This window comes from Sphingobium sp. C100 (genome assembly GCF_000508185.1).
GTDB lineage: Bacteria > Pseudomonadota > Alphaproteobacteria > Sphingomonadales > Sphingomonadaceae > Sphingobium.
This window is the reverse complement of record NZ_AYOY01000138.1, coordinates 23389-46745: the sequence shown is the minus strand read 5'-3', so window position 1 is coordinate 46745 and position 23357 is coordinate 23389. Positions and strand designations below refer to the sequence as shown.

Genomic DNA, 23357 nt, shown 5'->3' with positions numbered 1-23357 from the left:
TAATGACAACTTACGTTTACGTCAATGTCAGGCGATGTTGATCGACGGCTGGCCGCGCGGCACCGTCAGGCTGGCGCGTGTGCTGATCGCGCCGCCGGGGCTCGACACCTGGTCCATCACGCGGAACTGCGTCGTCCACGCGTCGGGGGTCACTTCACAGATCAGGTAGCCGCGCTGGTCGTTGATGAATTTCAGCTCCGGGTTATTCTTCAGCATCATGTCGCTGCCCGCGCGCAGATCGGATCCGTCCCCGCCCGAGGAGATGGATGTCGACACGAATTCGACCGCGACGGCCTTGTCGCCATTGTCGAGCAACCCGGCATAATTTTGATGCTCGTCGCCGGTCAGCACGATGACATTGTCCAGGCCGCGCATCTTTGCGAGCAGCCGGCTGCGTTGCGCGCCATAAGCAGCCCAGGTGTCGAGATTGTAGATCTTCTCCTTCTCGTCGGCATAGCGGCGCCGGTCGAGCGACATCATCATCACCTGCTGGCCAAGGCAATTCCATTTGGCCTGCCGGCGCGTCAGGTTGCGGGTCAGCCAGTTTTCCTCTTCCGGCGAGATGACCTGCGCCTTGCTGTCGTCGATGCCAGGGCAATAGGGTTTGAACCCGTCACCGCAGGGCTGATCGGTGCGGAAGGAGCGGGTGTCGAGAAAGTCGATCGAAAGGAGGTCGCCGAACCGCGCTTCGCGATACATGTCGGTGATGATGCCGTTGCGGGGCAGCATCGCGGCCCGGACCGGCATATATTCATACCAGACCTGAAGCCCGGCCTGGCGGCGCAGACGGAAGATATCAGCCGGCGCCGTGCCCTTGCCCGCAAAGTCGCCGACCCAGTTATTTTCGACCTCATGGTCGTCGAAGGTCGGGAACCATGTGTGCTTGGCGCGCGCCGCCTGAAGGTCATAGTCGCTCAGATATTGGGCGTAGCGCAGGCGATAGTCGGCGACGTCGAAACAGTCCTGGCCGATATGGTGCCGCACCTGTTCGACCGGCAGGCCATCCTTGTCATAGTCCGGCCCGCGCTGCTTATATTCATAGATAAAATCGCCATAATGATAGACGAATGCCAGATCGTCCTCGCGCGCCAGATGGCGGAAGGCGGTGTAATAGCCGTCCTCATAATTCTGGCAGCCGGCGACGCCGAATTTCAGGCTGGCGGGGCTGGACGATGCGAGCGGCAAGGTGCGGGCGCGGCCGCGCATCGACTGGTCGCTGCCCAGCGAGAAACGATACCAATAGGGGCGATCGGCTTGCAGGCCGGTCACCTCGACATGGACGCTATGCCCCAGTTCGGGCCGCGCCGTCGCCTCGCCCGCTGCGACGATCGTCTTGAACCGCTCATCGCTCGCCACTTCCCATTTCACCGGCAGCGGAACCATCGGCATTCCGCCATGTGGTTCGAACGGCCTGGGGGCCAGTTTGGTCCAGATGACAAAGCCATCCGGCGCGGGATCGCCCGAGCTTACCCCCAATGCGAAGGGATAGCCGGCGAACCAGCTTTGTGCGTGCAGGATGGCGGGCGCGCCGATCAGTGGCGAAGCGGTGGCGGCGGTCAGTATCTGGCGGCGGGTCAGCATGATTTTTACCTTATCGGACAATGTCGGCAAGCGCGGCGGGGTCGGCATCGGAAGGACGCGGCGTCACGCCGAGCAGCCGCGCGAGCAGCGGATAGACGTCGACATTGGCGAAGTCTGCGGGAGCCTTGGCGTGGGGGACGAAGGCCGGGCCGTTGGCGATGAACAGCGCCTGCATTTCCGGCGCGCGATCGTCCCAGCCATGGTTGCCGCCGGTTACCGGCTTGGTCGGTGTTGTGGGCTGGATCTCCCACCCGGTTTCGCCCAGACAGAAATAGGGCGGAATGCGGCGGTGCGTGCCATAGTGGAAGCGCGCCGGGATCTCGCTCTTGCGCCAGCATTGCATATGCGGCTGGGGTTTCAGCAAGGCGGCTTCCAACGCCTTCTCATGGCCCGGCAAGGCGGTGAGGCTGGCATAGGGGCCATATTCGACGATGCGATAGTCGGCCGGATCGGCGACTTTGTCGAGCGCCACGACCCGGTCGGTCGCGCGCGCCGCCATGCCATGGTCGGCGACGATCACGAGGTTGGCCGGCTGGCCCATAGCCTTGAGACCCGCAACGAGTTCGCCGACATGCGCATCGACTTCGGTCAGGGCCTGCGCTGTTTCCGGTGCGTCCGGCCCGTAGATATGGCCGGCAGTGTCCACTGTGTCGAAATAGAGGGTCACGAAGTGCGGACGGATGTCGGCGGGACGACGCAGCACGTCCAGCACCATGTTGACGCGCTGCGTGCCGCCGATGGCCTGGTTGAACTGCGCCCAGTCGCTCGGGCGGGTGCCGCCATGGATCATATGGGGCCAGTCGGTGTCGCGGGTCGCGCCCCATGCGACATTGGAGCCGGGCCAGAACATGGTGGCGGTGCGCACACCCGCCTGTTCCGCCGTTGCCCAGATCGGCTCGGCCTCGTTCCACCAATAGGGATCGTCGCTCGCCATCGTGAATTTTTCGTCCGGCCGGCTGGCGTCCTCCATGCTGTTGGCGACGATGCCGTTGCGGTCGGGCCGGTCGCCGGTGACGATCGCCCAGTGATTGGGGAAAGTCTTGGTCGGGAAGGAAGGGCGCATCGGCCCTTCGATCCCGCCGGCCGCCAGCGCCGCCAGATGAGGCGTGACGCCGCGGTGCAGATAGTCGGAACGGAAACCGTCGATGGACACGAGGATTGTCACCGGCGCGCGCTGCTCGGCCTGGGCGATCGGGGCGGGGTGTCCGCTCGGCGCGGTGGCGCAGGCGCTCAACGCCGCAAGTGCGATAAGGGCGGGGGCGAGAATGGCGGGGGAACGGCTCAGCATGGCGACTCTATGTGATTTTCTTCTGGAGAAAATCGCTTAGCAGCGATGCCATGACGGTAAAGTGACGTTTTGGTAGGCTTTTACACCAGATGCTCGCGCAAGCTGCTCCATGCCTCCCGCTTCGCTTCGCGCGACAGGCTGGCATAGGCGCCGCTGGATGACGGCAGGTCGATGAGCACAAGTCCCTGCTGCTGCTCGCCCAATTGCCGGCGGCCATGCAGCGCAGCGGTCTTGCCATTGAAAGCGATCGCGCTCAGGGCCGGCAGTCGCGCGATAAACGCGCCGAGATCGCGCAGTTCCGCCCCGCGAATGCCGCTGTCCAGGCTCCCCGGCCGCTCCGCGCTTTCGATCACGTCCCAGAGGCCCACGCCCCGCGCGCGCAGCCGCTTCAGGCGCATGGCATAGGGTGCGCCGCGCAGATCTTCGCCCAGAACGTCGCCGATCAGATGCCAGAAGGCGTTGCCGCGATGGGCGTAATATTCACCCTGCCGGATGGAAGCATCGCCGGGCAGGCTGCCCAGGATCAGCAGCCGCGTCTGTGCGTCCACGCTGGGCGGAAACGCGGTCTTGCGCTGCGCGGACATCTGGCCGGGGCGCAGCGCCACAGGATCAGACGTTGAAGCGGAACAGCATGATGTCGCCGTCCTGCGTCACATAATCCTTGCCTTCGGACCGCCACTTGCCTGCTTCCTTGGCCCCGGCCTCGCCATTATATTGGACATAATCGGCATAGGCCATGGTCTCGGCGCGGATGAAGCCCTTTTCGAAATCGGTGTGGATCGCGCCGGCGGCCTGGGGCGCCTTGCTGCCCTTCGCCACGGTCCAGGCGCGCGCTTCCTTCGGCCCCACGGTAAAAAAGGTGATGAGGCCGAGCAGTTCATAGCCCGCACGGATGATGCGGGCGAGGCCGGCTTCGCTCAGGCCCAGCGCTTCGAGATATTCGGCGCGTTCTTCGACCGGCATGGTCACGAGTTCCGCTTCGATCGCGGCGGACACGATCACCGCGCTGGCATTTTCGGCAGCCGCCTTTTCGAACACGCGGGCGGAAAAGGCGTTGCCCTCAGATGCAGCATCCTCCTCGACATTGCAGACATAGAGGACGGGCTTGGCGGTCAGTAGTTGCGCCTGGGCGAAGAGACGCTCTTCCTCGACATCCCTGGGGACGGTCAGGCGCGCGGGCCTGCCTTCGCGCAGCAGGTCGAGCGCCTGGCCCAGCACGGCGGCGGCGGCCTTGGCCTCCTTGTCGCCCTGCGCGGCTTTCTTGGCGAGGTTCGGAACGCGCTTCTCCAGCGACTCAAGGTCGGCGAGCATCAGTTCGGTCTCGACCGTTTCGGCGTCGGCGATGGGATCGACCTTGCCCTCGACATGGGTGATGTCGTCATCCTCGAAACAGCGCAGGACGTGGACGATCGCATCCACTTCGCGGATATTGGCCAGAAACTGGTTGCCCAGCCCTTCGCCCTTCGACGCGCCGCGCACCAATCCGGCGATGTCCACGAAACTGAGCTGGGTTTCGATGATCTTGGCCGATCCGCCGATCTTTGCGATGGTTTCCAGTCGCTCGTCGGGCACCGCCACGCGGCCCTCATTCGGCTCGATGGTGCAGAAGGGATAGTTGGCCGCCTGCGCCGCCTGCGTCTCGGTCAGCGCGTTGAACAGGGTGGACTTGCCCACATTGGGAAGACCGACGATACCGCAACGAAAACCCATTTGACTGCCTTACAAGATCGGGATGATTGGCGCGCCCGATAGCGCCTTGCGCGCACAAAGGCCAGCCTTGGACAAAAGGCGCACTCGACACAAAGCTTCGCGCGGGCGAAAGGAGCAGGATGGGACAGGATATGGACGAACAGAGCGACGCCTTCTGGACGGACGCGCATGGCGGGCGCTGGAAGAAACGACCGCCGCACGAAACCGGGGTCTTCGGCCGCTGTCCGCGCTGCGGTGAGGGGCATATCTTCAAGGGCTTCCTGACCGTGCGCGACCATTGCGAGATGTGCGGTCTGGACTACAGCTTTGCCGATCCCGCCGATGGCCCCGCGGTTTTCGTCCAGTTGTTCGCCTGCGTGCCGGGGGTGATCTTCATCCTGATGCTGGAAATCATGGCGCGGCCGCCCTTATGGGTGCATCTGGCGGTTGGACTGCCGGTGGTCATCCTGACGACGGTGCTACCGTTGCGACCGATCAAGGGCTGGCTGATCGCAGCCCAGTTCACCACGCGCGCGCAAGAGGCCGGAACGGCCGATCTGTGGGCGAAGCTCCATGGAGACCGGCGCGCCTGATCTTCTGCGTCATCCGATCCAGTAAGGCACGATCTGGCGATTGTCGGGATCGACATGGATCGGCCGGTCTGCGGGGGGAAAGGCGCGCTGGTCGCAGCTCTGGCGGGGACATAGGCGGCACGTGATGCCGATGGGCGTCGCTGCCCCCTCCACCTCCAATTGCAGGCCGTCGGCATAGACGAAGTTCGCGGCATGGGCGGTCTCGCACCCCAACACCACGGCGAAACGGCGCGGCGTGCGCTTGTAGCTGCCCGATGGCTTCACCAGCCCCTTCGCCATGGAGACATAACGCACCCCGTCAGGCGTCTCGCCCAGTTGCACGTTGATCCGGTCCGGGACGGCGACCGCTTCATGGACATTCCATAACGGACAGGCGCCGCCGAAGCGGGCGAATTGCAGGCGCGTGGCGCTGTGACGCTTGGTGATGTTGCCGGCCATATCGACGCGGCAAAAAAAGAAGGGGATGCCGCGCAGCCCCGGCCGTTGCAACGTTGACAGGCGATGGCAGGCCTGTTCGAAACTGACGCCGAAGGTGCGCGCCAGCCGGTCGATATCGTGCCGCATCGCCCGCGCCGCTTCGCGGAAGGCGGCATAGGGCATCAGCAGCGCGCCCGCCGCATAATTGCCAAGGCCGATCGCCAGCAGCCGGTCGGAGCCTGGAACGGGGAGGGCCGCCTTGCTCACCACATCGGCGATGACGGCCTGTCCTTCCAGCATCATGAGCTGGTGCGCGAGCATGAACTTGCGGCTTTCGGTCGGCAGCGCGGCGTTGATGAACAATCGTCTGTCGGCGGCGCGATAGGCGCGCAGCGCGCTGTCGGGCGTTTCGGCGATCAGCGTTTCGATACCGTGCCGCCGGGCCAGCGCTTCAACCAACATGCCTTCGTCCAGCACCTGCCCCTGGCCGAAACTTTCCGCCATATCCTCGGCCAGGCAGTCGAGCGGATGCACATAATTGCCTGCCTCGTGGAACCAGTCGCGCGCCGCTTCCCATGGCAGGCGAGCCTGCACCGCATGATCGTTGGCGATCGCCTCCTCGATCATGTTGATGCGTTCATTGGCGCGCATATGCGCATTGTAGAGATCGACATAGCGGGCCGCGAATTCGGGAAATTGCAGGTGCAGCTTTTCGATCCGCTCCGGCTCCATCGGGGTCGCCGGCAGTTCGGGATGGCCCAGCGCATAGGTGAAGGCGCCCAGCAATTGTTCATCCTCACGGCTGTCGAAGCTGGCCCAGTCGGTTGGAAAGGCGCTGGCGAGCGCCGCCTTGACCTTGGCGGTCAGGGGACGATCGTCATTTTCCATTTGGCTGAGATAGGATACGGATATGCCCAGCGCCTGCGCCATCGTCGCCTGGTCCATCCGATGGTCCAGGCGAAGCTGGCGCAGGCGTGGACCTGCGAAGATACGATTGCCGCGTGCCATAAAGCCTGTCCTAATTTGCGAAGTCGTGATTTGCAAATTGGCAAATTCGCATTTGCGGAAAATGCGAAAGCCTGAGTAGGGGATGGCAGGGCGGCAGCCGCATCATTTCTGGAGAGACGCACGAATGTCGAAGCTCGCCATCATCGAACAACTCGAAGCCAAGCGCGATGCCGCCCGCCTGGGCGGCGGCCAGCGGCGGATTGACGCCCAGCACAGCAAGGGCAAGCTGACCGCCCGCGAACGGCTCGAGGTGCTGCTGGACGAAGGCAGCTTCGAGGAAGTCGACATGTATGTCGAACATAATTGCGTCGATTTCGGCATGGACGAAGCCCATGTGCCGGGCGACGGCGTCGTCACCGGGTCGGGCACGATCAACGGGCGGCTGGTGTTCGTCTTCAGTCAGGATTTCACCGTCTATGGCGGCGCGGTGTCCGAACGGCACGCGATGAAAATCTGCAAGATCATGGACAGCGCGATGAAGGTCGGCGCGCCCGTGATCGGCCTCAACGACAGCGGCGGCGCGCGTATTCAGGAAGGCGTCGCTTCGCTTGCCGGCTATGCCGAAATCTTCCAGCGCAACGTGCTGGCGTCGGGCGTGGTGCCGCAGATCAGCGTCATTATGGGTCCATGCGCGGGCGGCGCGGTCTATTCGCCGGCGATGACGGACTTCATCTTCATGGTGAAGGACAGCAGCTTCATGTTCGTCACCGGTCCCGACGTGGTGAAGACCGTCACCAATGAGGTCGTGACGCAGGAGGAACTGGGCGGCGCGATCACCCACACCACCAAGTCGGGCGTCGCCGACGTTGCGTTCGAAAATGACATCGAGGCGCTGCTGGCGGTCCGCGATTTTGTCGATTTCCTGCCCGCGTCCAACCGCGAGCTGGTGCCCGAGCGGCCGAGCGCCGACCCCTGGAACCGGATGGAGGACAGCCTCGACACGCTGATCCCGGCCAACGCCAACCAGCCCTATGACATGCATGAACTGATCCGCAAGGTCGTGGACGAGGGCGACTTTTTCGAGGTGCAGCCTGCTCATGCCGGCAACATCCTCTGCGGCTTCGGCCGGATCGAGGGCAAGACGGTGGGCATCATCGCCAACCAGCCGATGGTGCTGGCCGGTGTGCTGGACATTAATTCGGCGAAGAAAGCCGGGCGGTTCGTCCGCTTCTGCGACGCGTTCGAGATTCCGATCGTCACGTTCGTCGATGTGCCGGGCTTCCTGCCGGGGACGGCGCAGGAACATTCGGGCATCATCAAGCATGGCGCGAAATTGCTGTTCGCCTATGCCGAAGCCACCGTGCCGAAGATCACCGTCATCACGCGCAAAGCCTATGGCGGCGCCTATGACGTGATGAGCTCCAAGCATTTGCGCGGCGATTTGAACTATGCCTGGCCGACCGCCGAGATCGCGGTGATGGGCGCGAAGGGCGCGGTGGAGATCATCTTCCGTGGCAAGACGGCGGATGAGATCGCCGAGCGGACGGCGGAATATGAGGGGCGTTTCGCCAATCCTTTCGTGGCGGCGAGCAAGGGCTTTATCGACGAGGTGATCCAGCCGCACTCGACCCGCAAGCGCATCGCGCTGGGGCTGCGCAAGTTGCGCAACAAGGCGCTGGAGAACCCGTGGAAGAAGCATGACAATATTCCGCTTTGAAGGGTTGGCAACATGAAACTCGGCCGCTTGAATCATATCGGCATCGCAACGCCTTCGCTGGAGGCCAGCCTGGCCTATTATCGCGACGTCATGGGCGCGACGCTGACCCATCAGCCGTTCGACCTGCCGGCGCAGGGCGTGAAGGTCTGCTTCGTCGATACGCCAGGGGAAAATGGCACGGCCGGGACGCAGATCGAGCTGATCGAGCCGCTGGGCGAGGACAGCCCGATTCACGGCTTCATCGCCAAGAACCCGGCCGGCGGGCAGCATCATATGTGTTACGAAGTGCCCGACATTCACGAGGCCAAGGCCTGGTTCGAGGGCCTGGGCAAGCGCGTGCTGGGCGAGCCGCGCATTGGGGCGCATGGTACGCCGATCTTCTTCGTGCATCCCAGGGACATGAACGGGGTGCTGACCGAGATTATGGAGACGCCCAAGGGCGGCGGTCATTGAATGACGTCATGCCGGACTTGATCCGGCATCCCGCTGCCTTGCAGGCGGGAGAAGCAGCGGACTCCGGCTCAAGGCCGGGGTGACGAAATGGGTAGGATAGGACGCAGATGACCGAGAAGCCGACGCCAGCGCCGACAATCGACCAGTGGGCCGCCGCTGCCGCCAAGGAAGTGAAGGGCAAGGACTTGAACTGGGAGACCCCGGAGGGGATCATGGTCAAGCCGCTCTACACGTCCGAGGATGTGACCGTCGATCCGGGCCTGCCCGGCTTCGCGCCCTTCACGCGGGGCGTGCGCGCGTCCATGTATGCGGGCCGTCCCTGGACCATCCGGCAATATGCGGGCTTTTCCACCGCCGAGGAATCGAACGCCTTTTACCGGCGCAACCTGGCCGCCGGGCAGAAGGGGCTTTCGGTCGCGTTCGATCTGGCCACCCATCGCGGCTATGACAGCGACCATCCGCGCGTCACCGGCGACGTGGGCAAGGCGGGGGTGGCGATCGACACGATCGAGGATATGAAAATCCTGTTCGACGGCATTCCGCTCGACAAGATGAGCGTGTCGATGACGATGAACGGCGCGGTCATCCCGATCCTGGCCTTCTTCATCGTCGCCGGCGAGGAGCAGGGGGTCGAGCGCAAGCTGCTGGACGGGACCATTCAGAATGACATTCTGAAGGAGTTCATGGTCCGCAACACCTATATCTACCCGCCCGAACCGTCGATGCGCATCATCAGCGACATTTTCGGCTATACGTCGCGTGAGATGCCCAAGTTCAACAGCATCTCCATTTCCGGCTATCATATGCAGGAAGCCGGCGCGACGCAGGTGCAGGAACTGGCCTTCACCATCGCCGACGGCATGGAATATGTGAAATATGGCGTGGCGAGCGGCCTCGACATCGACAAGTTCGCCGGGCGGCTGAGCTTCTTCTTCGCGATCGGCATGAATTTCTTCATGGAGATCGCCAAGCTGCGCGCCGCCCGCGTGTTGTGGCACCGCGCGATGACCAAGTTGGGCGCGCAGGACGAGCGCAGCAAGATGCTGCGCACCCATTGCCAGACCAGTGGCGTGTCGCTGACCGAGCAAGACCCCTATAACAATGTCATGCGCACCACGATCGAGGCGATGGCCGCGATGCTGGGCGGCACCCAGTCGCTGCACACCAACGCGCTGGACGAGGCCATCGCGCTGCCCACCGATTTTTCCGCCCGGATCGCGCGCAACACGCAGATCGTCATTCAGGAAGAAACGGGCATGTGCAATGTCGTCGATCCGCTGGGCGGCTCATACTATGTCGAGGCGCTGACCCAGCAACTGGTCGACGCGGCGCAGGATATCATCGACCGGGTGCAGTCCGAAGGCGGCATGGCCAAGGCGGTCGCGGCCGGCTGGCCCAAGGCGATGATCGAGACGGCGGCGGCGGCGCGGCAGGCCCGGGTAGACCGGGGCGAGGATGTCATCGTCGGCGTGAACAAATATCGGCTGGCGAACGAGGATATGCTCGAAACGCTGGACATCGACAACAGCAAGGTGCGCGAGGCGCAGGTCGCCCGCATCAACCGGGTAAAGGCGCAGCGGGACGAGGATGCGTGCCAGGAAGCGCTCCTGCGCCTGCGCGATGCCGCCGCCGGGCCGCAGACGATCGAGAATAACCTGCTCGCCCATGCGGTCGAAGCGGCGCGCGCGCGCGCGACGCTCGGCGAAATCTCCGCCGCGATGGAGGATAGTTTCGATCGCTATGGCACACAGCCGACGCCGGTGAAGGGCGTCTATGGCGCGCCCTACAAGGACGACAATCGCTGGAAACAGGTTCTCGATGGCGTGCAGGCCGTCGAACGGCGCCTCGGTCGCAAGCCCAAATTGCTCGTCGCCAAGATGGGGCAGGATGGGCACGATCGAGGCGCCAACATCATCGCGTCGGCCTTTGGCGACATGGGCTTTGATGTGGTTTCGGGGCCGCTGTTCCAGACGCCGGAGGAAACGGTGGTGCTGGCGCTCGACAGCGGCGTCGACGTGGTCGGGGCGTCGAGCCTGGCGGCGGGACACAAGACGCTGATCCCTGAATTGATCGGCAAGCTGCGCGAGGCGGGGCGTAGCGACATCAAGGTGATCGCGGGCGGCGTCATCCCGCCGCAGGATTATGACTATTTGCGCGACGCAGGCGTGCAGGGCATTTATGGGCCGGGTTCCAATGTCGTGGAGTGCGCCGCCGATGTGCTGCGCCTGCTCGGCCACAACATGCCCCCGCTGGAGGAAGCTGCATAAATGACCATCACCGCCCGCACCGATTGGACCCGCGAGGAAATCGCCGCGCTGTTCGACCTGCCGTTCAACGACCTGATGTTCGAAGCGCAGTCGATCCATCGCGCGAATTTTCCGCGCAACGAAGTGCAACTGTCCACTTTGCTGTCCATCAAGACCGGCGGCTGCCCGGAGGATTGCGGCTATTGCAACCAGTCGGCGTCGGCGGAAAGCGGCCTGAAGGCTGAGAAACTGATGACCGTGCAGGCTGTCATGCAGGCGGCGGCGCAGGCGAAGGATGCGGGCAGCTCGCGCTTTTGCATGGGCGCAGCCTGGCGCAACCCCAAGGAGCGGGATATGCCCGCCATCGTCCAGATGGTGAAGGGCGTGCGCCAGATGGGCATGGAAACCTGCATGACGCTGGGGATGCTGGACGAAAATCAGGCCAAGACTTTGGCGGACGCTGGCCTCGATTATTACAACCATAATATCGACACCTCGCCCGAACATTATGAGAAGGTCATCACGACGCGAACCTTCGGCGATCGGCTGGAGACGCTGGAAAATGTCCGCAATTCGGGCATCAACGTGTGCAGCGGCGGGATCGTGGGCATGGGCGAGACGCGCGAGGACCGCGTCGGCTTCCTCCACGCGCTGGCGGTGCTGCCGATGCATCCGCAGAGCGTGCCGATCAACGCGCTGGTGCCGGTCAAGGGCACGGTGCTGGGCGACATGTTGGCCGACACCCCCCTCGCCAAGATCGATGAGATCGAGTTCGTGCGGACAGTTGCTGTGGCGCGGATCGTGATGCCGGAAAGCATGGTGCGGTTGAGCGCCGGGCGGGAAAGCATGTCGGATGCGTGTCAGGCGCTCTGCTTCATGGCGGGCGCGAACAGCATATTTACGGGCGACAAGCTGCTGACGACGGCGAATGCGGGCGACAATGCCGATACCGCGCTGTTCGCGAAGCTGGGCCTCGTGCCGATGCAGGCCGAGGTGAAGGAACATCTGGAGGCGGTGGAGTGAACAAACCCAGAGGCAGCAAGATCATGCTCTACGGGATTCTCAGTATTGCATATTGGGTCGTCGCGTCCATCGAGATCGTGCTGGCTGCCATCCGGACGTGTGGCATGTCGCCGGACTCGGTCGAGTTTTGCGATCCAGCGCCCATTAACATGGTGGTTGGTATCGTCGCGCTGCTATTTGCTGGTTTGTCATTTGCCTTCTTCAAGGCTCGAATTTTCAGCGTTGATGCATGATCGCGGCTACCTCCCACCTCGTCACCCCGGACTTGATCCGGGGTCCCGCTTCTCCGCTACCGTTGTGCGCGAAAGTAGCGGGATGCCGGATCAAGTCCGGCATGACGATTGGGTGCGAGATTGGAGTTGCTGAATGAAGGCTCAATCGAACTCGGCTTTGATTGGTAGAAGTCTGCTCGCGATCCTTTGGGGAATGCTGGCCGGTCCCCTCCTTTGGGTGCTGATGATGCCATTAGCTGGCGTGTTTCCAGTGGCGGCCGGTGATTCCCTGCTGATCGCCTTGGTGATTGCCGCAATTCTTTCAATGGCCGGTTACGCTGGCTCAGTTTTTCTTATCCGACGCTGGAGCAATAAGTGGCAATCACCAAGATCCTGATCGCGAACCGTGGCGAAATTGCGTGCCGGGTCATGCGCACCGCCAAGAAGATGGGCATCAAGACCGTGGCGGTCTATTCCGATGCCGATGCGCGCGCGCCGCATGTGCTGATGGCGGATGAAGCCGTGCATATCGGTCCACCGCCCGCCGCCCAGTCCTATCTGATCGCCGACAAGATCATCGAAGCGTGCAAGCAAACCGGCGCCGATGCGGTGCATCCGGGCTATGGCTTCCTGTCGGAGCGGGAGAGTTTTCGTAACGCGCTGGACGCCGAGGGGATCATCTTCGTCGGCCCCCCGGCCAACGCGATTGCCGCCATGGGCGACAAGATCGAGTCCAAGAAGCTGGCGCTGGCGGCGGGCGTCAATGTTGTGCCGGGCTTTGTCGGGGTGATCGACGATACCGAACATGCGGTCCGCATCTCCAACGAGATTGGCTATCCGGTGATGATGAAGGCGTCGGCCGGCGGCGGCGGTAAGGGGATGCGCCTTGCCTATTCCGAGCAGGATGTCCGCGAGGGCTTTGAAGCGACCAAGCGCGAGGGGCTCAACAGCTTCGGCGATGACCGCGTCTTCATCGAGAAGTTCATCGAAAGCCCGCGCCATATCGAAATCCAGATATTGGGCGACCAGCATGGCAATATCGTCTATCTGAACGAACGCGAATGCTCGATCCAGCGCCGACACCAGAAGGTGGTCGAGGAAGCGCCGTCGCCCTTCGTGTCGCCGGAGATGCGCAAGAAGATGGGCGAGCAGTGCGTCGCGCTGGCCCGTGCGGTCGGTTATTTCAGCGCGGGCACGGTCGAACTGATCGTGAGCGGCGAGGACAAGACCGGCGACGGCTTCTACTTCCTCGAAATGAACACCCGGCTCCAGGTCGAGCATCCCGTCACCGAGGAAATCACTGGCGTCGATCTGGTCGAGCAGATGATCCGCGTCGCGAATGGCGAAGCGCTGGGCTTCACCCAGGATGATGTGAAGATCAACGGCTGGTCGATCGAAAACCGCGTCTATGCCGAAGACCCCTATCGCGGCTTCCTGCCGTCGACCGGCCGCCTGATCCGCTACAATCCGCCCGAAACCGGGGTCGATGGCAGCGGCGCGCTGATCCGCGTCGATGACGGCGTGCAGGAGGGTGGCGAGGTCTCTATGTTCTACGACCCGATGATCGCCAAGCTCATCACCTGGGCGCCCACGCGGCTGGAGGCGATCGACAAGCAGATCGAGGCGCTCGACCGTTTCGAGATCGAGGGGCCGGGCCATAATATCGATTTCCTGTCCGCGCTGATGCAGCATGATCGCTTCCGGTCTGGCAATATCACGACCGGCTTCATCGCCGAGGAATATCCCGACGGGTTTCAGGGTGCGCCCGCATCCGCGGGACTGCTCCAGCGGCTCGCCGCCATCGGCGCCTTCGCGGCGATGGCGCAGGCCGATCGCGCCCGTCGCATCGACGGGCAACTGGGCAAGCGCCTGTCGCCCCCGACGGGATGGCAAGTAAAGATCGGCGATGTCCTGCACGAGGTGGAGATCGATGGCGACGATGTGCGCGTCGATGACGAAGCGATCGACATGGCGCTGGAATATACGCCGGGCGATCGCCTGATCGAGGCTGAGTTCGGCGATGATCTGTTGGCGGTCAAGATCGCCCCGGTCCGCTCTGGCTTCCTGCTGACTGCCCATGGCGCCAGCCACCGCCTGCGCATTCTGCCTGCCCATGCGGCGCCCTATGCCGCGCACATGATCGAGAAGATTCCGCCGGATTTGTCGAAATTCCTCATCTGTCCGATGCCGGGCCTGCTGGTCGCGCTCAATGTCAAGGAAGGCGACAAGGTCGAGATCGGCCAGCCACTTGCGGTGATCGAAGCGATGAAGATGGAAAATATCCTGCGCGCCGGAAAGGCCGGCACGGTCAAGAGCGTCTCGGCGGCGCAAGGTGAAAGCCTGCCTGTGGATGCCGTGATCCTGGAACTCGCGTAACGCGCCTCGGCCATGGTTTGATGGCGTCATGCATCTGACCCACGCCCCCTCGACGCTTGCGGCTGGGGGCGCTATCGGCACGCACATGCACGGCTATATCGCTCCGTTACGCCTGCGCCTGAATGGCGATGCGCTCTTGTCCAACTGGCGCTGGCTCGCGGGGATGAGCGGCGGTGCGGCCTGCGGCGCCGCGATCAAGGCTGATGGCTATGGTCTGGGCGCGGTCGAAGTGATGGCGCGGCTGGTTCGTGCTGGATGCCGGGACTTTTTCGTATCCAATTGGGGCGAAGCGAGGGCGGTGGAGCCATTGCTGGACGATGGCGTCAGCCTGTCCGTCCTCCATGGCGTAAGGGACGAGGATATGGCGCAGGCGCTCGCCTCCCGCGCGCGGCCGGTGCTGAGCACGCCGGCGCAGGCGGCGCGATGGCGGGCGGCGGGCGGTGGCCCATGCGACCTGATGGTCGACACCGGCATGAACCGGCTGGGGCTCGACTGGCGCGGTGGCCTGACGGCGGCAAGCGAGGGATTGTCCATCATCACCTTGCTCAGCCACCTCGCCTCGGCTGACGAGGACACCTCTCTCAACCCCACGCAGTTGGCGCGCTTCCGTGATGTCGCGCGGCAAGTGAAGGCGACCCGCTACAGCCTCGCCAACAGCGCCGGCATTTGTCTCGGCACGGACTATGGGTTCGATCTGACGCGGCCGGGGCTGGCGCTCTATGGCGGTGTTCCTTCCCCCGTCGCCGCGCCGCATATTCGGCAAGTCGTTCACCCGCAGGTGCAGATATTGCAGCGCCGTCGCGTCATGGCGGGGGATACGATCGGCTATAATGCCACTTTCACCGCCAGCCACGACATGGAGGTCGCAGTACTGAACATCGGCTATGCCGATGGGTATCTGCGCGGATTTTCGGGCAAGGGTGTCGCGCTGCGCGGGGACGTTCGGCTGCCTGTGCTTGGCCGCGTGTCGATGGATCTGCTGGCGGTCGATGTTGGGACCGCGCCATGGCTTGTCGAGGGCGAGTGGCTCGATATCGCCTATGATCTGCCGGCAGCGTCTGCCGCATCCGGCCTGTCGCAATATGAACTGCTGACGGGTCTGGGCGCCCGGTACGACCGAATTTGGGACGGATAAGAAAATGAGACGCCGATCATTCGACCGGCGCCCCTTTTTGCCTTTAGCCCTGCTTCAGCGCTCGATGCACATGGCAACGCCCATGCCGCCGCCGATGCACAGGGTCGCAAGACCCTTTTTCGCGTCGCGCTTTGCCATCTCATAGAGCAACGTGGTCAGCACACGCGCGCCCGATGCGCCGATCGGATGGCCGATGGCGATCGCGCCGCCGTTGACGTTCACCTTTTCGGGGTTCCAGCCCAGTTCCTGCCCGACCGACAGCGCCTGCGCGGCGAACGCCTCATTGGCTTCGATCAGGTCGAGGTCGGCCACCGACCAGCCGGCCTTTTCCAGCGCCTTGCGGCTCGCCGGTGCCGGGCCGATGCCCATGATGGAGGGATCGACGCCGCAGGTGGCGAAGCCCGCGATGCGGCCGAGCACATTGGCGCCGCGCTTGGCCGCGTTGTCGGCGGTCATCAGCACCAGTGCGGCCGCGCCGTCGTTGATGCCGCTGGCGTTGCCGGCCGTGACCGTGCCGTCCTTCTTGAAGGCGGGACGCAGATTCTGCATCGCTTCGATCGTCGCGCCGGCGCGGATATATTCATCCTGATCGACGATCGTGTCGCCCTTGCGGCCCTTCACCGTCACCGGCAGTATCTCGTCGGCAAACCGGCCAGCGGCGCGTGCCGCTTCGGCCTTGTTCTGGCTGGCGACGGCGAAGGCGTCCTGCGCCTCACGACTGATCTGATATTTTTCCGCCAGATTCTCTGCGGTCATGCCCATGTGATAATTGTTGAAGGCGTCGGTCAGGCCGTCATGGATCATCGTGTCCACCAACGTCACCGGTCCCATCTTGGCGCCGGCGCGCAGCATCTGCGCATGGGGCGCCATCGACATGCTTTCCTGACCGCCCGCCAGCATGATGTTCGCGTCGCCCGCGCGGATCGCCTGCGCGGCGAGCGCCACGGCGCGCAGTCCCGAACCGCATAGCTGGTTGAGGCCGATTGCGGTGCGCTCCACCGGAATGCCGGCATTGACCGCCGCCTGCCGCGCGGGGTTCTGCCCCTGAGCGGCGGTAAGCACCTGGCCCAGGATCACCTCATCCACTTCTTCGGGCGCGACGTTTGCCTGCGCGAGGGCGGCGAGGATCGCCTGACGTCCCAGTTCATGCGCCGGAGTGGCGGCGAACGCCCCCAGGAAGCTGCCGACGGGCGTGCGCTTTGCGGCGGTGATGACGATGTCTGACAATGCCTTGATCCTCATTGATGGTGACGTTTTTCGCAGGCGCACATAGCATCAACCGCCCTGACTGGAAAGCCAGAGGGACAGCGGTTCCCAAAGCATTTCGCGCGCGCGGCCGCCCACGACCATGCCGACATGGCCCAGATGCAGGCTGCGTTCTTCGTGCAGGCGCGGGCCGGCCACAGCCGGCACGATGTGGTCGTTGATCGACACGATCGACAGGCTCGGGCAGTCGAGCGCCGCCGGATCGACGACGCGATCCGCAACCATCCACCGGCCCCGGCCGCTGAGGTTAGCGGCATAGAAATGCTCGAATAGATCGCGCCCTGCGGCGAAGGTCAGCGGTGCGCCGCCATTCGCCCAATCTTCTACCGAAAGGAATGCACGCTCGGCGTCCGAACCGGGCTCCGCATCGGCGAAAGCGGCATATTTGCGAATGGTGCGCGCCGGGTCCATCGCCCAGAAGCCGGATTGCAACACCTCCATCGGCACATAGCCGATCCGCTCGCACATCGGTTTGGCGCCGCGCCAGAGGTTGCCGATCAGGTCCAAGTCCGCCGCCGCAAAGCTGTCGAACCGCCATGGCGCGGCAATGGTCGCCACCGCCGGCACGGACCGCACCGCAGCCGCGCCCAGCGCCAGGCTGCCCCCCAGGCAATAGCCCACCAGGATCGGTGGCCGAGGCAGCGCGGCGAGCAAAGGCAGCAGCCGCTCCGTCACATGCCCGTCCAGCCCCAGCATTGCATCCCCTGACGCCGGCGCGCCCCAGTCCACCAGATAGGCGTCATGTCCTGCTGCGGCCATGTGGCGCAGCAAAGACCGGCGCTCGGAAAGGTCCAGCACTTGCGGCGGATTGATCAAAGAGGGTATGAAAACGACAGGAAACCGGCCGTTTTCTGCGCCATGCTGCATCAATCGCGCAGGTCCGGCCGTCGCGACGCAGTGGCCGGAAGGTGGCATCGAAGGGCGTTTCGCCGCCTGATATTTGCGCAAACCCTGGAAGGCGCGGCGGCGCAGTTCAGGGTCGCTTTCCGTTTCGCGCCATAAAATATTGAGAAAAAGGGGTAAAGGCCGTGGGCCATGTTGCGGTGCGGCATCGGCTTGTGCTACTGCGGCGGATGCAGGTGTGGGAGAGGAATCCATGTCCAAATCTAAGGCCACCAACAGTTCGGAACCAGTCGTCATCAAGAAGTACGCCAACAGGCGGCTCTATAACACGGAAACGTCCAGTTACATCACGTTGGATCTGCTCTCGCAAATGACGCGTGAAGGGCGGGAGTTCGTCGTGGTCGATGCCAAGTCGGGCGAGGACATCACCCATAATGTCCTGACACAGATCATCATGGAAGAGGAGCAGCGCGGCAAAAACATGCTGCCGGTCAACTTCCTGCGCCAGCTCATCGCCATGTATGGCGATTCGATGCAGTCGATGGTGCCGCAATATCTCGAAGCGTCGATGGACGCCTTCCGCAAGAATCAGCAGCAATTCCAGGAAGCGATGAAGGGCGCCTTTGGCGGTGGCCCCCTGGCCGAAATCGCCAAGCGCAACATGCAGATGTTCGAGGCAGCAGCCAGCGCCTTTGGCACCAATGTCCCTGGTATGCCGGGGATGCCCGGTATGCCCGGCACCATGCCCGGAACTGCGACGCCCACATCCGAAGGCGCGAAGGACGACGAAATCGCCGATTTGAAGGCCCAGCTCGCAGCGCTCAATGCGAAGATCGACAAGCTGAGCTGAACTCGATGGCCAAGGCTGACCGGCTTGAACGTGTCGACATGCGCCGCGAGGAACTGGGGGCGGAATATCGTGACGCGCTGATCGCGGCGTTGCGCGTGACCGCAGGCGGCGTGTGGGGGCTGTTCGGGCACAAGGACGATCGCTGGTCGCGCGCCAATGCCCAGCCGGTGCTCGACCGGCTTGAGGAGTTGGCAGGCGACATCGATCGACTCCGCGATCAACTGGCGATGGACGGCTTCGATCTGCATCAGGCGTTTCTGGGCGCACGGGGGCGACCGGCCGCCGATGCGGTCGGGGAGCCCAAGCAGGCCCGCGCGTGGCTGGACCGGATGGGCGTGGCGCCTTAGAGGACGCCATTGTTCTGCCGTTGAGGGGTCGACAGGCATGGCGCGTCTGGCTTATGGCGCGCCATTCTTTCCAGATTTAGCCAAGGCTCGACCCCACGTGAAGCACGCCCTTTCGGTTACCCGCGAACAGGATTTCGCCGCCTGGTATCAGGCTGTCATTTCGGAAGCCGACATGGCGGAGGAAAGCGGCGTGCGCGGCTGCATGGTCATCCGTCCCTGGGGCTATGGCATCTGGGAACGGATGCAGAAGCTGCTGGACGCGCAGATCAAGGCGACCGGCCATGAAAATTGCTATTTCCCGCTGTTCATCCCGCTGTCCTACTTCGAGAAGGAAGCCGAGCATGTCGATGGTTTTGCCAAGGAAATGGCGGTCGTCACCCATCACCGACTGATTCAGCAGGACGGCAAGCTGGTGCCCGATCCCGACGCGAAGCTGGAAGAGCCGCTGGTGGTGCGCCCCACGTCCGAAACCGTGATCGGCGCGGCCTTTTCCCGATGGGTGCAGAGCTGGCGCGATCTGCCCGTGCTCATCAACCAATGGGCCAATGTCGTGCGCTGGGAAATGCGCACGCGCATGTTCCTGCGCACCGCCGAATTTCTCTGGCAGGAAGGCCATACCGCCCACGCCACCGTCGAGGAGGCGATGGAAGAGACGCTCAAGATGCTCGAAGTCTATCGAGCCTTTGCCGAAGATTGCGTCGGCCTGCCCGTCGTCGCCGGCGAGAAGCCGGAAAATGAGCGCTTCCCCGGCGCGGTTGCGACCTATTCGATCGAAGCGATGATGCAGGACGGGAAGGCGCTCCAGGCTGGCACCTCGCATTTCCTGGGCACGACCTTCAGCCAGGCGCAGAATATCAAGTTCCAGAATGCGGAAGGTAGCCAGGAGCTGGCGCAGACCACCAGCTGGGGCGTATCGACCCGCATGATCGGCGGCCTCATCATGGTGCATGGCGACGATGACGGCCTGCGCGTGCCGCCGCGCGTCGCCCCTTATCAGGTCGTGGTCGTGCCGATGCTGCGAGATAGTGACGAGGATGCGGCGATCGTGGATTATTGCGCCGATCTGGTGGCGCAGTTGAACGGGCTGGATGCGTTTCGCGAGCCGGTGCGCGCACTGCTCGACAAGCGCCCGGCCAAGGCAGCGACCAAGCGCTGGGGCTGGGTCAAGAAGGGCGCGCCGATCGTGATCGAGGTCGGTGGCCGCGATGTCGCCGGGCGCAATGTCTCGGTCATCCGCCGCGACCGGCTCTATCGCGAAGATGGCAAGCTCGACAGCCAGATCGTTGCAAAGGGCGATTTCGTCGCGAGCGCCGCCGCGATGCTGGATGATATTCAGCGGTCGCTGTTCGCTGACGCCAAGGCGCGGCTCGACGGCAATATCGACAGATCGATCAGCTCGCTGGATGCGCTAAAAGCTTATTTCGACGCCAGCGCCAAGCCCGGCTGGGCCGAAGTGCAATGGGCCAAGCCAACCGGTGCCGCGCTGGACGAAGTGGTGCAGTGGCTCAAAAGCGAGAAACTCACTCTGCGCAACGTGCCGCTGGACGCGGCTGCGGCGGACGGCGTGTGCGTGTTTACCGGCGATAAAGCGGTGGAACGGGTGCTGGTGGGACGCAGCTACTAAAACGCACTTCCAACCACATTCGCCATTGCGATTATAGCAAAGCAATCCATTGCCGCGGCGCTTGATTGCTCTGCTACGCTCGCAATGGCACGATGGGTTACAGGACGTACCGGCTGAGATCGGTATCCCGCGACACTTCGCCCAACTGGCTCTCCACATAGGCGGCGTCGATCACCAAGGTTTCACCCTGGCGGTCCTCCGCATGGAAGCTGACGTCGTCGAGCAGCTTCTCCATCACCGTCTGCAACCGCCGCGCGCCGATATTTTCGACCTGGCTGTTCACCTCGGCGGCGATGCGCGCGACCGTGGCGATCCCGTCCGCCGTCAGGTCGATCGTTACCTGCTCGGTCGCCAGCAGCGCCTTATATTGCGTGACCAGGCTGGCCTTGGTGTCGGACAGGATCGCGACGAAATCCTCCTCCGTCAGCGCCTTGAGTTCGACGCGGATCGGCAAGCGGCCCTGGAGTTCGGGCAGCAGGTCGCTGGGCTTGGCCACATGGAAGGCGCCTGATGCAATGAAGAGGATATGGTCCGTCTTGAGCGGGCCATATTTGGTCGAGACCGTGGTGCCCTCGATCAACGGCAGCAGATCGCGCTGCACGCCTTCGCGGCTCACCGATCCACCGCGCACGTCGCTGACCGCGATCTTGTCGATCTCGTCCAGGAACACGATGCCATTCTGTTCCGCGCTGGCGATGGCGACGCGGGCGACATCGTCCTGATCCAGACGCTTGTCCTGTTCTTCCTCGACCAGCTTGTCCCACGCTTCGGCGACGCGCATCTTTCTGCGCTTCTTCTGTTGCTGGCCAAACGCCTTGGACATCATGTCGGACAGGTTGATCATGCCGACCTGGCCACCCATGCCGGGTATCTCCATCGGCATGGAGGGGCTGTCGGCAACCTCCACCTCGACCTCGACATCGTTCATCTGGTCATTTTCGATTTTCTGGCGGAAGGAGAGGCGGGTGGCCTCGCTCGCTTCCTTGCCGGTCAGGGCGTCGAGCAGGCGGCTCATCGCGGCTTCGGAGGCCGCTTCGCGCACGGCCTCGCGGCGACGGTCCTTCTCCAGCCGCACCGCTTCTTCCACCAGGTCGCGCACGATCTGCTCGACGTCGCGACCGACATAGCCCACTTCGGTAAACTTCGTTGCCTCCACCTTGACGAACGGGGCGTCGGCAAGCCGTGCAAGGCGACGGCTGATCTCGGTCTTGCCGCAGCCCGTCGGGCCGATCATCAGGATATTCTTGGGCGTCACCTCATCGCGCAGATCGGCGGACAGATGCTGCCGACGCCAGCGATTGCGCAGCGCGACGGCGACCGCGCGCTTGGCGTCCTGCTGGCCGATGATATGGGCATCGAGCGCAGCGACAATGGCTTTCGGGGTCAGGTTGTCGTTCATGGTCATTTCTTGAAATCTCAGGATGCGCTGTCGAGCGTTTCGATGGTGAGCTGGTCGTTGGTATAGACGCAGATGTCGGCCGCCACGGCCATCGCCTTGCGGGCAAGGGTTTCGGCATCCGCCTCATATTCCATCAAGGCGCGGGCGGCGGCCAGGGCGAAGTTCCCGCCAGAGCCGATGGCCGCGACCCCGTTCAACGGTTCCAGCACATCGCCATTGCCGGTCAGGATCAAGGTCACATCCTTGTCCGCGACGATCATCATCGCTTCCAGGTTGCGCAGATATTTGTCGGTGCGCCAATCCTTGGCCAATTCCACGGCGGCGCGCATCAACTGGCCGTTATGACGCTCCAGCTTGGCCTCCAGCCGCTCGAACAAGGTGAAGGCGTCGGCGGTGGCGCCGGCAAAGCCACCGATCACCGATCCGTCATGCAGGCGGCGGACCTTGCGGGCATTGGGCTTCATCACGGTCTGGCCCATGGAGACCTGGCCGTCGCCGGCGACGACGACCTTGCCATTTTTGCGGACGGACATGATGGTGGTGCCATGCCAGACGGGCATGGCCGAAGAGCTGCGTTGGTCGTTCATGGCGCGGCATATGGGATGCCGGGTCGCAGGGCGCAAGTCGGTCTGTTTTTCGCGCCATAGCGTGTCATTTGAGCGACAATATTCTTACAAAATGATGAGGAACAAATCTGCGTCAATTGACATTGTGCATTGCACAACGAATGATAAACGACCGAATTCGACAGGGAGTGACGTGCATGACTCTCAAGGCCAGGGCCAAAGAGAAAGTCGAGCGAGCGGGAATCTCAAACTATTCCTTCGACCAGGACGTGCTGGTCATGTGCGGCGTGCGCTATAGCGTCGAGGCTTGCGATTGCGGTGAACCGGACTGCGACGGCGTGCGCCTGCGTAAGAATTTGGCGGCGATCAACCGCAATCTTCAGTAGCCAACGAAGCCGGCACGCAACCGCTCAATGCATGACGTCCCGGCCTGCCCGTCCGACCGATTCAATGTCGCGGCCCACACCCTGCACCGTGTTGCAGGCGGCAAGAGCGGTCAGCAACAGGCCGCCGATCACCAGAGCATAAATATGACGCATGTCGCGGCATCTCCTGAAATATGGCCGACTTCTATAGGCATGGATGGCAAATGCGAGAAGCGTTTTGACTCAAATGGCGCAGAGTGCGCTTGACAGGGCGCACGGCCGATGCCAATGGCCGCCTCCTCCTTACAGGGGGCGCGTAGCTCAGCGGTAGAGCACACCCTTCACACGGGTGGGGTCACAGGTTCAATCCCTGTCGCGCCCACCATGGCCTCCCGGTCATGGCAGGACAGATAATTTCC

23 protein-coding genes and 1 tRNA gene are annotated in these 23357 nt (G+C 63.3%); 14 read left to right on the top strand and 10 right to left on the bottom strand.

The annotated features are described in order from the left end of the window. Window positions 1–27 precede the first annotated feature (27 nt). From C100_RS34465 to ychF, 4 genes are all read right to left on the bottom strand, one after another. Window positions 28–1581: an alkaline phosphatase D family protein gene (locus tag C100_RS34465; protein WP_024019602.1), complete on the bottom strand. Its 1554-nt coding sequence runs from the start codon at window positions 1579–1581 to the stop codon at window positions 28–30. Window positions 1582–1591: 10 nt separating this feature from the next. After that, on the bottom strand, window positions 1592–2869 hold the full coding sequence (locus C100_RS34460) for an alkaline phosphatase family protein (RefSeq protein WP_024019601.1): 1278 nt from the start codon (window positions 2867–2869) through the stop codon (window positions 1592–1594). An 80-nt stretch (window positions 2870–2949) separates the two neighbouring features. Further along, complete coding sequence (locus tag C100_RS34455) at window positions 2950–3453, bottom strand: DNA-deoxyinosine glycosylase (protein ID WP_031309306.1); 504 nt, start codon at window positions 3451–3453, stop codon at window positions 2950–2952. Window positions 3454–3478: 25 nt separating this feature from the next. Continuing rightward, a complete protein-coding gene (ychF, locus tag C100_RS34450; RefSeq protein ID WP_024019599.1) occupies window positions 3479–4579 on the bottom strand; it encodes a redox-regulated ATPase YchF in 1101 nt (366 codons plus the stop codon). Window positions 4580–4698: 119 nt separating this feature from the next. Between ychF and C100_RS34445 the strand changes: the two genes are divergently transcribed. After that, complete coding sequence (locus C100_RS34445) at window positions 4699–5151, top strand: DUF983 domain-containing protein (protein ID WP_024019598.1); 453 nt, start codon at window positions 4699–4701, stop codon at window positions 5149–5151. A 9-nt stretch (window positions 5152–5160) separates the two neighbouring features. Here C100_RS34445 and C100_RS34440 read toward each other — a convergent pair whose 3' ends face one another. Then, window positions 5161–6576 carry a helix-turn-helix domain-containing protein gene (locus C100_RS34440; protein WP_024019597.1) on the bottom strand — a complete coding sequence of 472 codons (1416 nt, stop codon included), beginning with the start codon at window positions 6574–6576 and terminating at the stop codon, window positions 5161–5163. Window positions 6577–6700: 124 nt separating this feature from the next. On the opposite strand from C100_RS34440, the gene C100_RS34435 reads away from it, so the two are divergent. The 8 genes from C100_RS34435 (at window position 6701) to C100_RS34405 (ending at window position 15678) form a co-directional block, all read left to right on the top strand. Beyond that, window positions 6701–8233 carry an acyl-CoA carboxylase subunit beta gene (locus C100_RS34435; RefSeq protein ID WP_024019596.1) on the top strand — a complete coding sequence of 511 codons (1533 nt, stop codon included), beginning with the start codon at window positions 6701–6703 and terminating at the stop codon, window positions 8231–8233. 12 nt (window positions 8234–8245) lie between these two features. Beyond that, window positions 8246–8686, top strand: coding sequence for a methylmalonyl-CoA epimerase (gene mce, locus C100_RS34430; RefSeq protein ID WP_024019595.1), 441 nt, complete (start codon window positions 8246–8248; stop codon window positions 8684–8686). A 107-nt stretch (window positions 8687–8793) separates the two neighbouring features. Then, window positions 8794–10953 (top strand): methylmalonyl-CoA mutase, encoded by a 2160-nt coding sequence (scpA, locus tag C100_RS34425; RefSeq protein ID WP_024019594.1) that lies wholly within the window; start codon window positions 8794–8796, stop codon window positions 10951–10953. Beyond that, window positions 10954–11955, top strand: a complete 1002-nt coding sequence (gene bioB, locus C100_RS34420; protein ID WP_024019593.1) for a biotin synthase BioB — start codon at window positions 10954–10956, stop codon at window positions 11953–11955. It begins immediately after the preceding gene. Then, entirely contained in the window at window positions 11952–12188 is a 237-nt protein-coding gene (locus tag C100_RS34415; protein WP_024019592.1) for a hypothetical protein, read from the top strand. Before bioB ends, C100_RS34415 begins: the two co-directional genes overlap by 4 nt. 133 nt (window positions 12189–12321) lie before the next feature. Further along, entirely contained in the window at window positions 12322–12564 is a 243-nt protein-coding gene (locus C100_RS48285; RefSeq protein ID WP_152536450.1) for a hypothetical protein, read from the top strand. After that, window positions 12543–14543, top strand: coding sequence for an acetyl-CoA carboxylase biotin carboxylase subunit (locus C100_RS34410; RefSeq protein ID WP_024019591.1), 2001 nt, complete (start codon window positions 12543–12545; stop codon window positions 14541–14543). The genes C100_RS48285 and C100_RS34410 overlap by 22 nt, the downstream gene beginning before the upstream one ends. An 85-nt stretch (window positions 14544–14628) precedes the next feature. Continuing rightward, complete coding sequence (locus C100_RS34405) at window positions 14629–15678, top strand: alanine racemase (RefSeq protein WP_031309303.1); 1050 nt, start codon at window positions 14629–14631, stop codon at window positions 15676–15678. A gap of 54 nt (window positions 15679–15732) precedes the next feature. Here C100_RS34405 and C100_RS34400 read toward each other — a convergent pair whose 3' ends face one another. Both C100_RS34400 and C100_RS34395 read right to left on the bottom strand, forming a co-directional pair. Further along, window positions 15733–16905 carry an acetyl-CoA C-acetyltransferase gene (locus C100_RS34400; RefSeq protein WP_031309301.1) on the bottom strand — a complete coding sequence of 391 codons (1173 nt, stop codon included), beginning with the start codon at window positions 16903–16905 and terminating at the stop codon, window positions 15733–15735. 48 nt (window positions 16906–16953) lie between these two features. Beyond that, window positions 16954–18042 (bottom strand): alpha/beta fold hydrolase, encoded by a 1089-nt coding sequence (locus tag C100_RS34395; RefSeq protein ID WP_024019588.1) that lies wholly within the window; start codon window positions 18040–18042, stop codon window positions 16954–16956. On the opposite strand from C100_RS34395, the gene phaR reads away from it, so the two are divergent. The 3 genes from phaR to C100_RS34380 all read left to right on the top strand — a co-directional run bounded on the left by phaR (window position 18041) and on the right by C100_RS34380 (window position 20608). Next, entirely contained in the window at window positions 18041–18637 is a 597-nt protein-coding gene (gene phaR / locus C100_RS34390; RefSeq protein ID WP_024019587.1) for a polyhydroxyalkanoate synthesis repressor PhaR, read from the top strand. The two genes, C100_RS34395 and phaR, sit on opposite strands and share 2 nt — an antisense overlap. Before the next feature lie 5 nt (window positions 18638–18642). After that, window positions 18643–18984, top strand: coding sequence for a hypothetical protein (locus tag C100_RS34385; RefSeq protein ID WP_024019586.1), 342 nt, complete (start codon window positions 18643–18645; stop codon window positions 18982–18984). Window positions 18985–19081: 97 nt separating this feature from the next. Next, window positions 19082–20608: an aminoacyl--tRNA ligase-related protein gene (locus tag C100_RS34380; protein ID WP_024019585.1), complete on the top strand. Its 1527-nt coding sequence runs from the start codon at window positions 19082–19084 to the stop codon at window positions 20606–20608. A 97-nt stretch (window positions 20609–20705) separates the two neighbouring features. Here C100_RS34380 and hslU read toward each other — a convergent pair whose 3' ends face one another. Continuing rightward, entirely contained in the window at window positions 20706–22007 is a 1302-nt protein-coding gene (hslU, locus tag C100_RS34375) for an ATP-dependent protease ATPase subunit HslU (protein WP_031309296.1), read from the bottom strand. Window positions 22008–22024: 17 nt separating this feature from the next. Then, window positions 22025–22594 carry an ATP-dependent protease subunit HslV gene (gene hslV, locus C100_RS34370; protein ID WP_024019583.1) on the bottom strand — a complete coding sequence of 190 codons (570 nt, stop codon included), beginning with the start codon at window positions 22592–22594 and terminating at the stop codon, window positions 22025–22027. A 176-nt stretch (window positions 22595–22770) separates the two neighbouring features. Between hslV and C100_RS34365 the strand changes: the two genes are divergently transcribed. After that, the gene (locus C100_RS34365) at window positions 22771–22959 is read left to right on the top strand and encodes a hypothetical protein (RefSeq protein ID WP_024019582.1); all 189 of its coding nucleotides are present in this window, start codon (window positions 22771–22773) and stop codon (window positions 22957–22959) included. A 24-nt stretch (window positions 22960–22983) separates the two neighbouring features. Here the strand turns inward: C100_RS34365 and C100_RS34360 are convergent, their stop codons facing one another. Then, window positions 22984–23112, bottom strand: a complete 129-nt coding sequence (locus tag C100_RS34360) for an entericidin A/B family lipoprotein (RefSeq protein ID WP_024019581.1) — start codon at window positions 23110–23112, stop codon at window positions 22984–22986. Window positions 23113–23248: 136 nt separating this feature from the next. Here C100_RS34360 and C100_RS34355 point away from each other — a divergent pair. After that, a tRNA-Val gene (locus tag C100_RS34355) sits at window positions 23249–23323 on the top strand. Window positions 23324–23357 lie beyond the last annotated feature (34 nt).

Bases quoted from the DNA above. Each gene is read 5' to 3' on its own strand.
- C100_RS34465 (WP_024019602.1), bottom strand. From the start codon at position 1,581: ATGCTGACCCGCCGCCAGATACTGACCGCCGCCACCGCTTCGCCACTG.
- C100_RS34460 (WP_024019601.1), bottom strand. From the start codon at position 2,869: ATGCTGAGCCGTTCCCCCGCCATTCTCGCCCCCGCCCTTATCGCACTT.
- C100_RS34455 (WP_031309306.1), bottom strand. From the start codon at position 3,453: ATGTCCGCGCAGCGCAAGACCGCGTTTCCGCCCAGCGTGGACGCACAG.
- ychF (WP_024019599.1), bottom strand. From the start codon at position 4,579: ATGGGTTTTCGTTGCGGTATCGTCGGTCTTCCCAATGTGGGCAAGTCC.
- C100_RS34445 (WP_024019598.1), top strand. From the start codon at position 4,699: ATGGGACAGGATATGGACGAACAGAGCGACGCCTTCTGGACGGACGCG.
- C100_RS34440 (WP_024019597.1), bottom strand. From the start codon at position 6,576: ATGGCACGCGGCAATCGTATCTTCGCAGGTCCACGCCTGCGCCAGCTT.
- C100_RS34435 (WP_024019596.1), top strand. From the start codon at position 6,701: ATGTCGAAGCTCGCCATCATCGAACAACTCGAAGCCAAGCGCGATGCC.
- mce (WP_024019595.1), top strand. From the start codon at position 8,246: ATGAAACTCGGCCGCTTGAATCATATCGGCATCGCAACGCCTTCGCTG.
- scpA (WP_024019594.1), top strand. From the start codon at position 8,794: ATGACCGAGAAGCCGACGCCAGCGCCGACAATCGACCAGTGGGCCGCC.
- bioB (WP_024019593.1), top strand. From the start codon at position 10,954: ATGACCATCACCGCCCGCACCGATTGGACCCGCGAGGAAATCGCCGCG.
- C100_RS48285 (WP_152536450.1), top strand. From the start codon at position 12,322: ATGAAGGCTCAATCGAACTCGGCTTTGATTGGTAGAAGTCTGCTCGCG.
- C100_RS34405 (WP_031309303.1), top strand. From the start codon at position 14,629: ATGCACGGCTATATCGCTCCGTTACGCCTGCGCCTGAATGGCGATGCG.
- phaR (WP_024019587.1), top strand. From the start codon at position 18,041: ATGTCCAAATCTAAGGCCACCAACAGTTCGGAACCAGTCGTCATCAAG.
- C100_RS34395 (WP_024019588.1), bottom strand. From the start codon at position 18,042: ATGGATTCCTCTCCCACACCTGCATCCGCCGCAGTAGCACAAGCCGAT.
- C100_RS34385 (WP_024019586.1), top strand. From the start codon at position 18,643: ATGGCCAAGGCTGACCGGCTTGAACGTGTCGACATGCGCCGCGAGGAA.
- hslU (WP_031309296.1), bottom strand. From the start codon at position 22,007: ATGAACGACAACCTGACCCCGAAAGCCATTGTCGCTGCGCTCGATGCC.
- hslV (WP_024019583.1), bottom strand. From the start codon at position 22,594: ATGAACGACCAACGCAGCTCTTCGGCCATGCCCGTCTGGCATGGCACC.
- C100_RS34365 (WP_024019582.1), top strand. From the start codon at position 22,771: ATGACTCTCAAGGCCAGGGCCAAAGAGAAAGTCGAGCGAGCGGGAATC.
- C100_RS34360 (WP_024019581.1), bottom strand. From the start codon at position 23,112: ATGCGTCATATTTATGCTCTGGTGATCGGCGGCCTGTTGCTGACCGCT.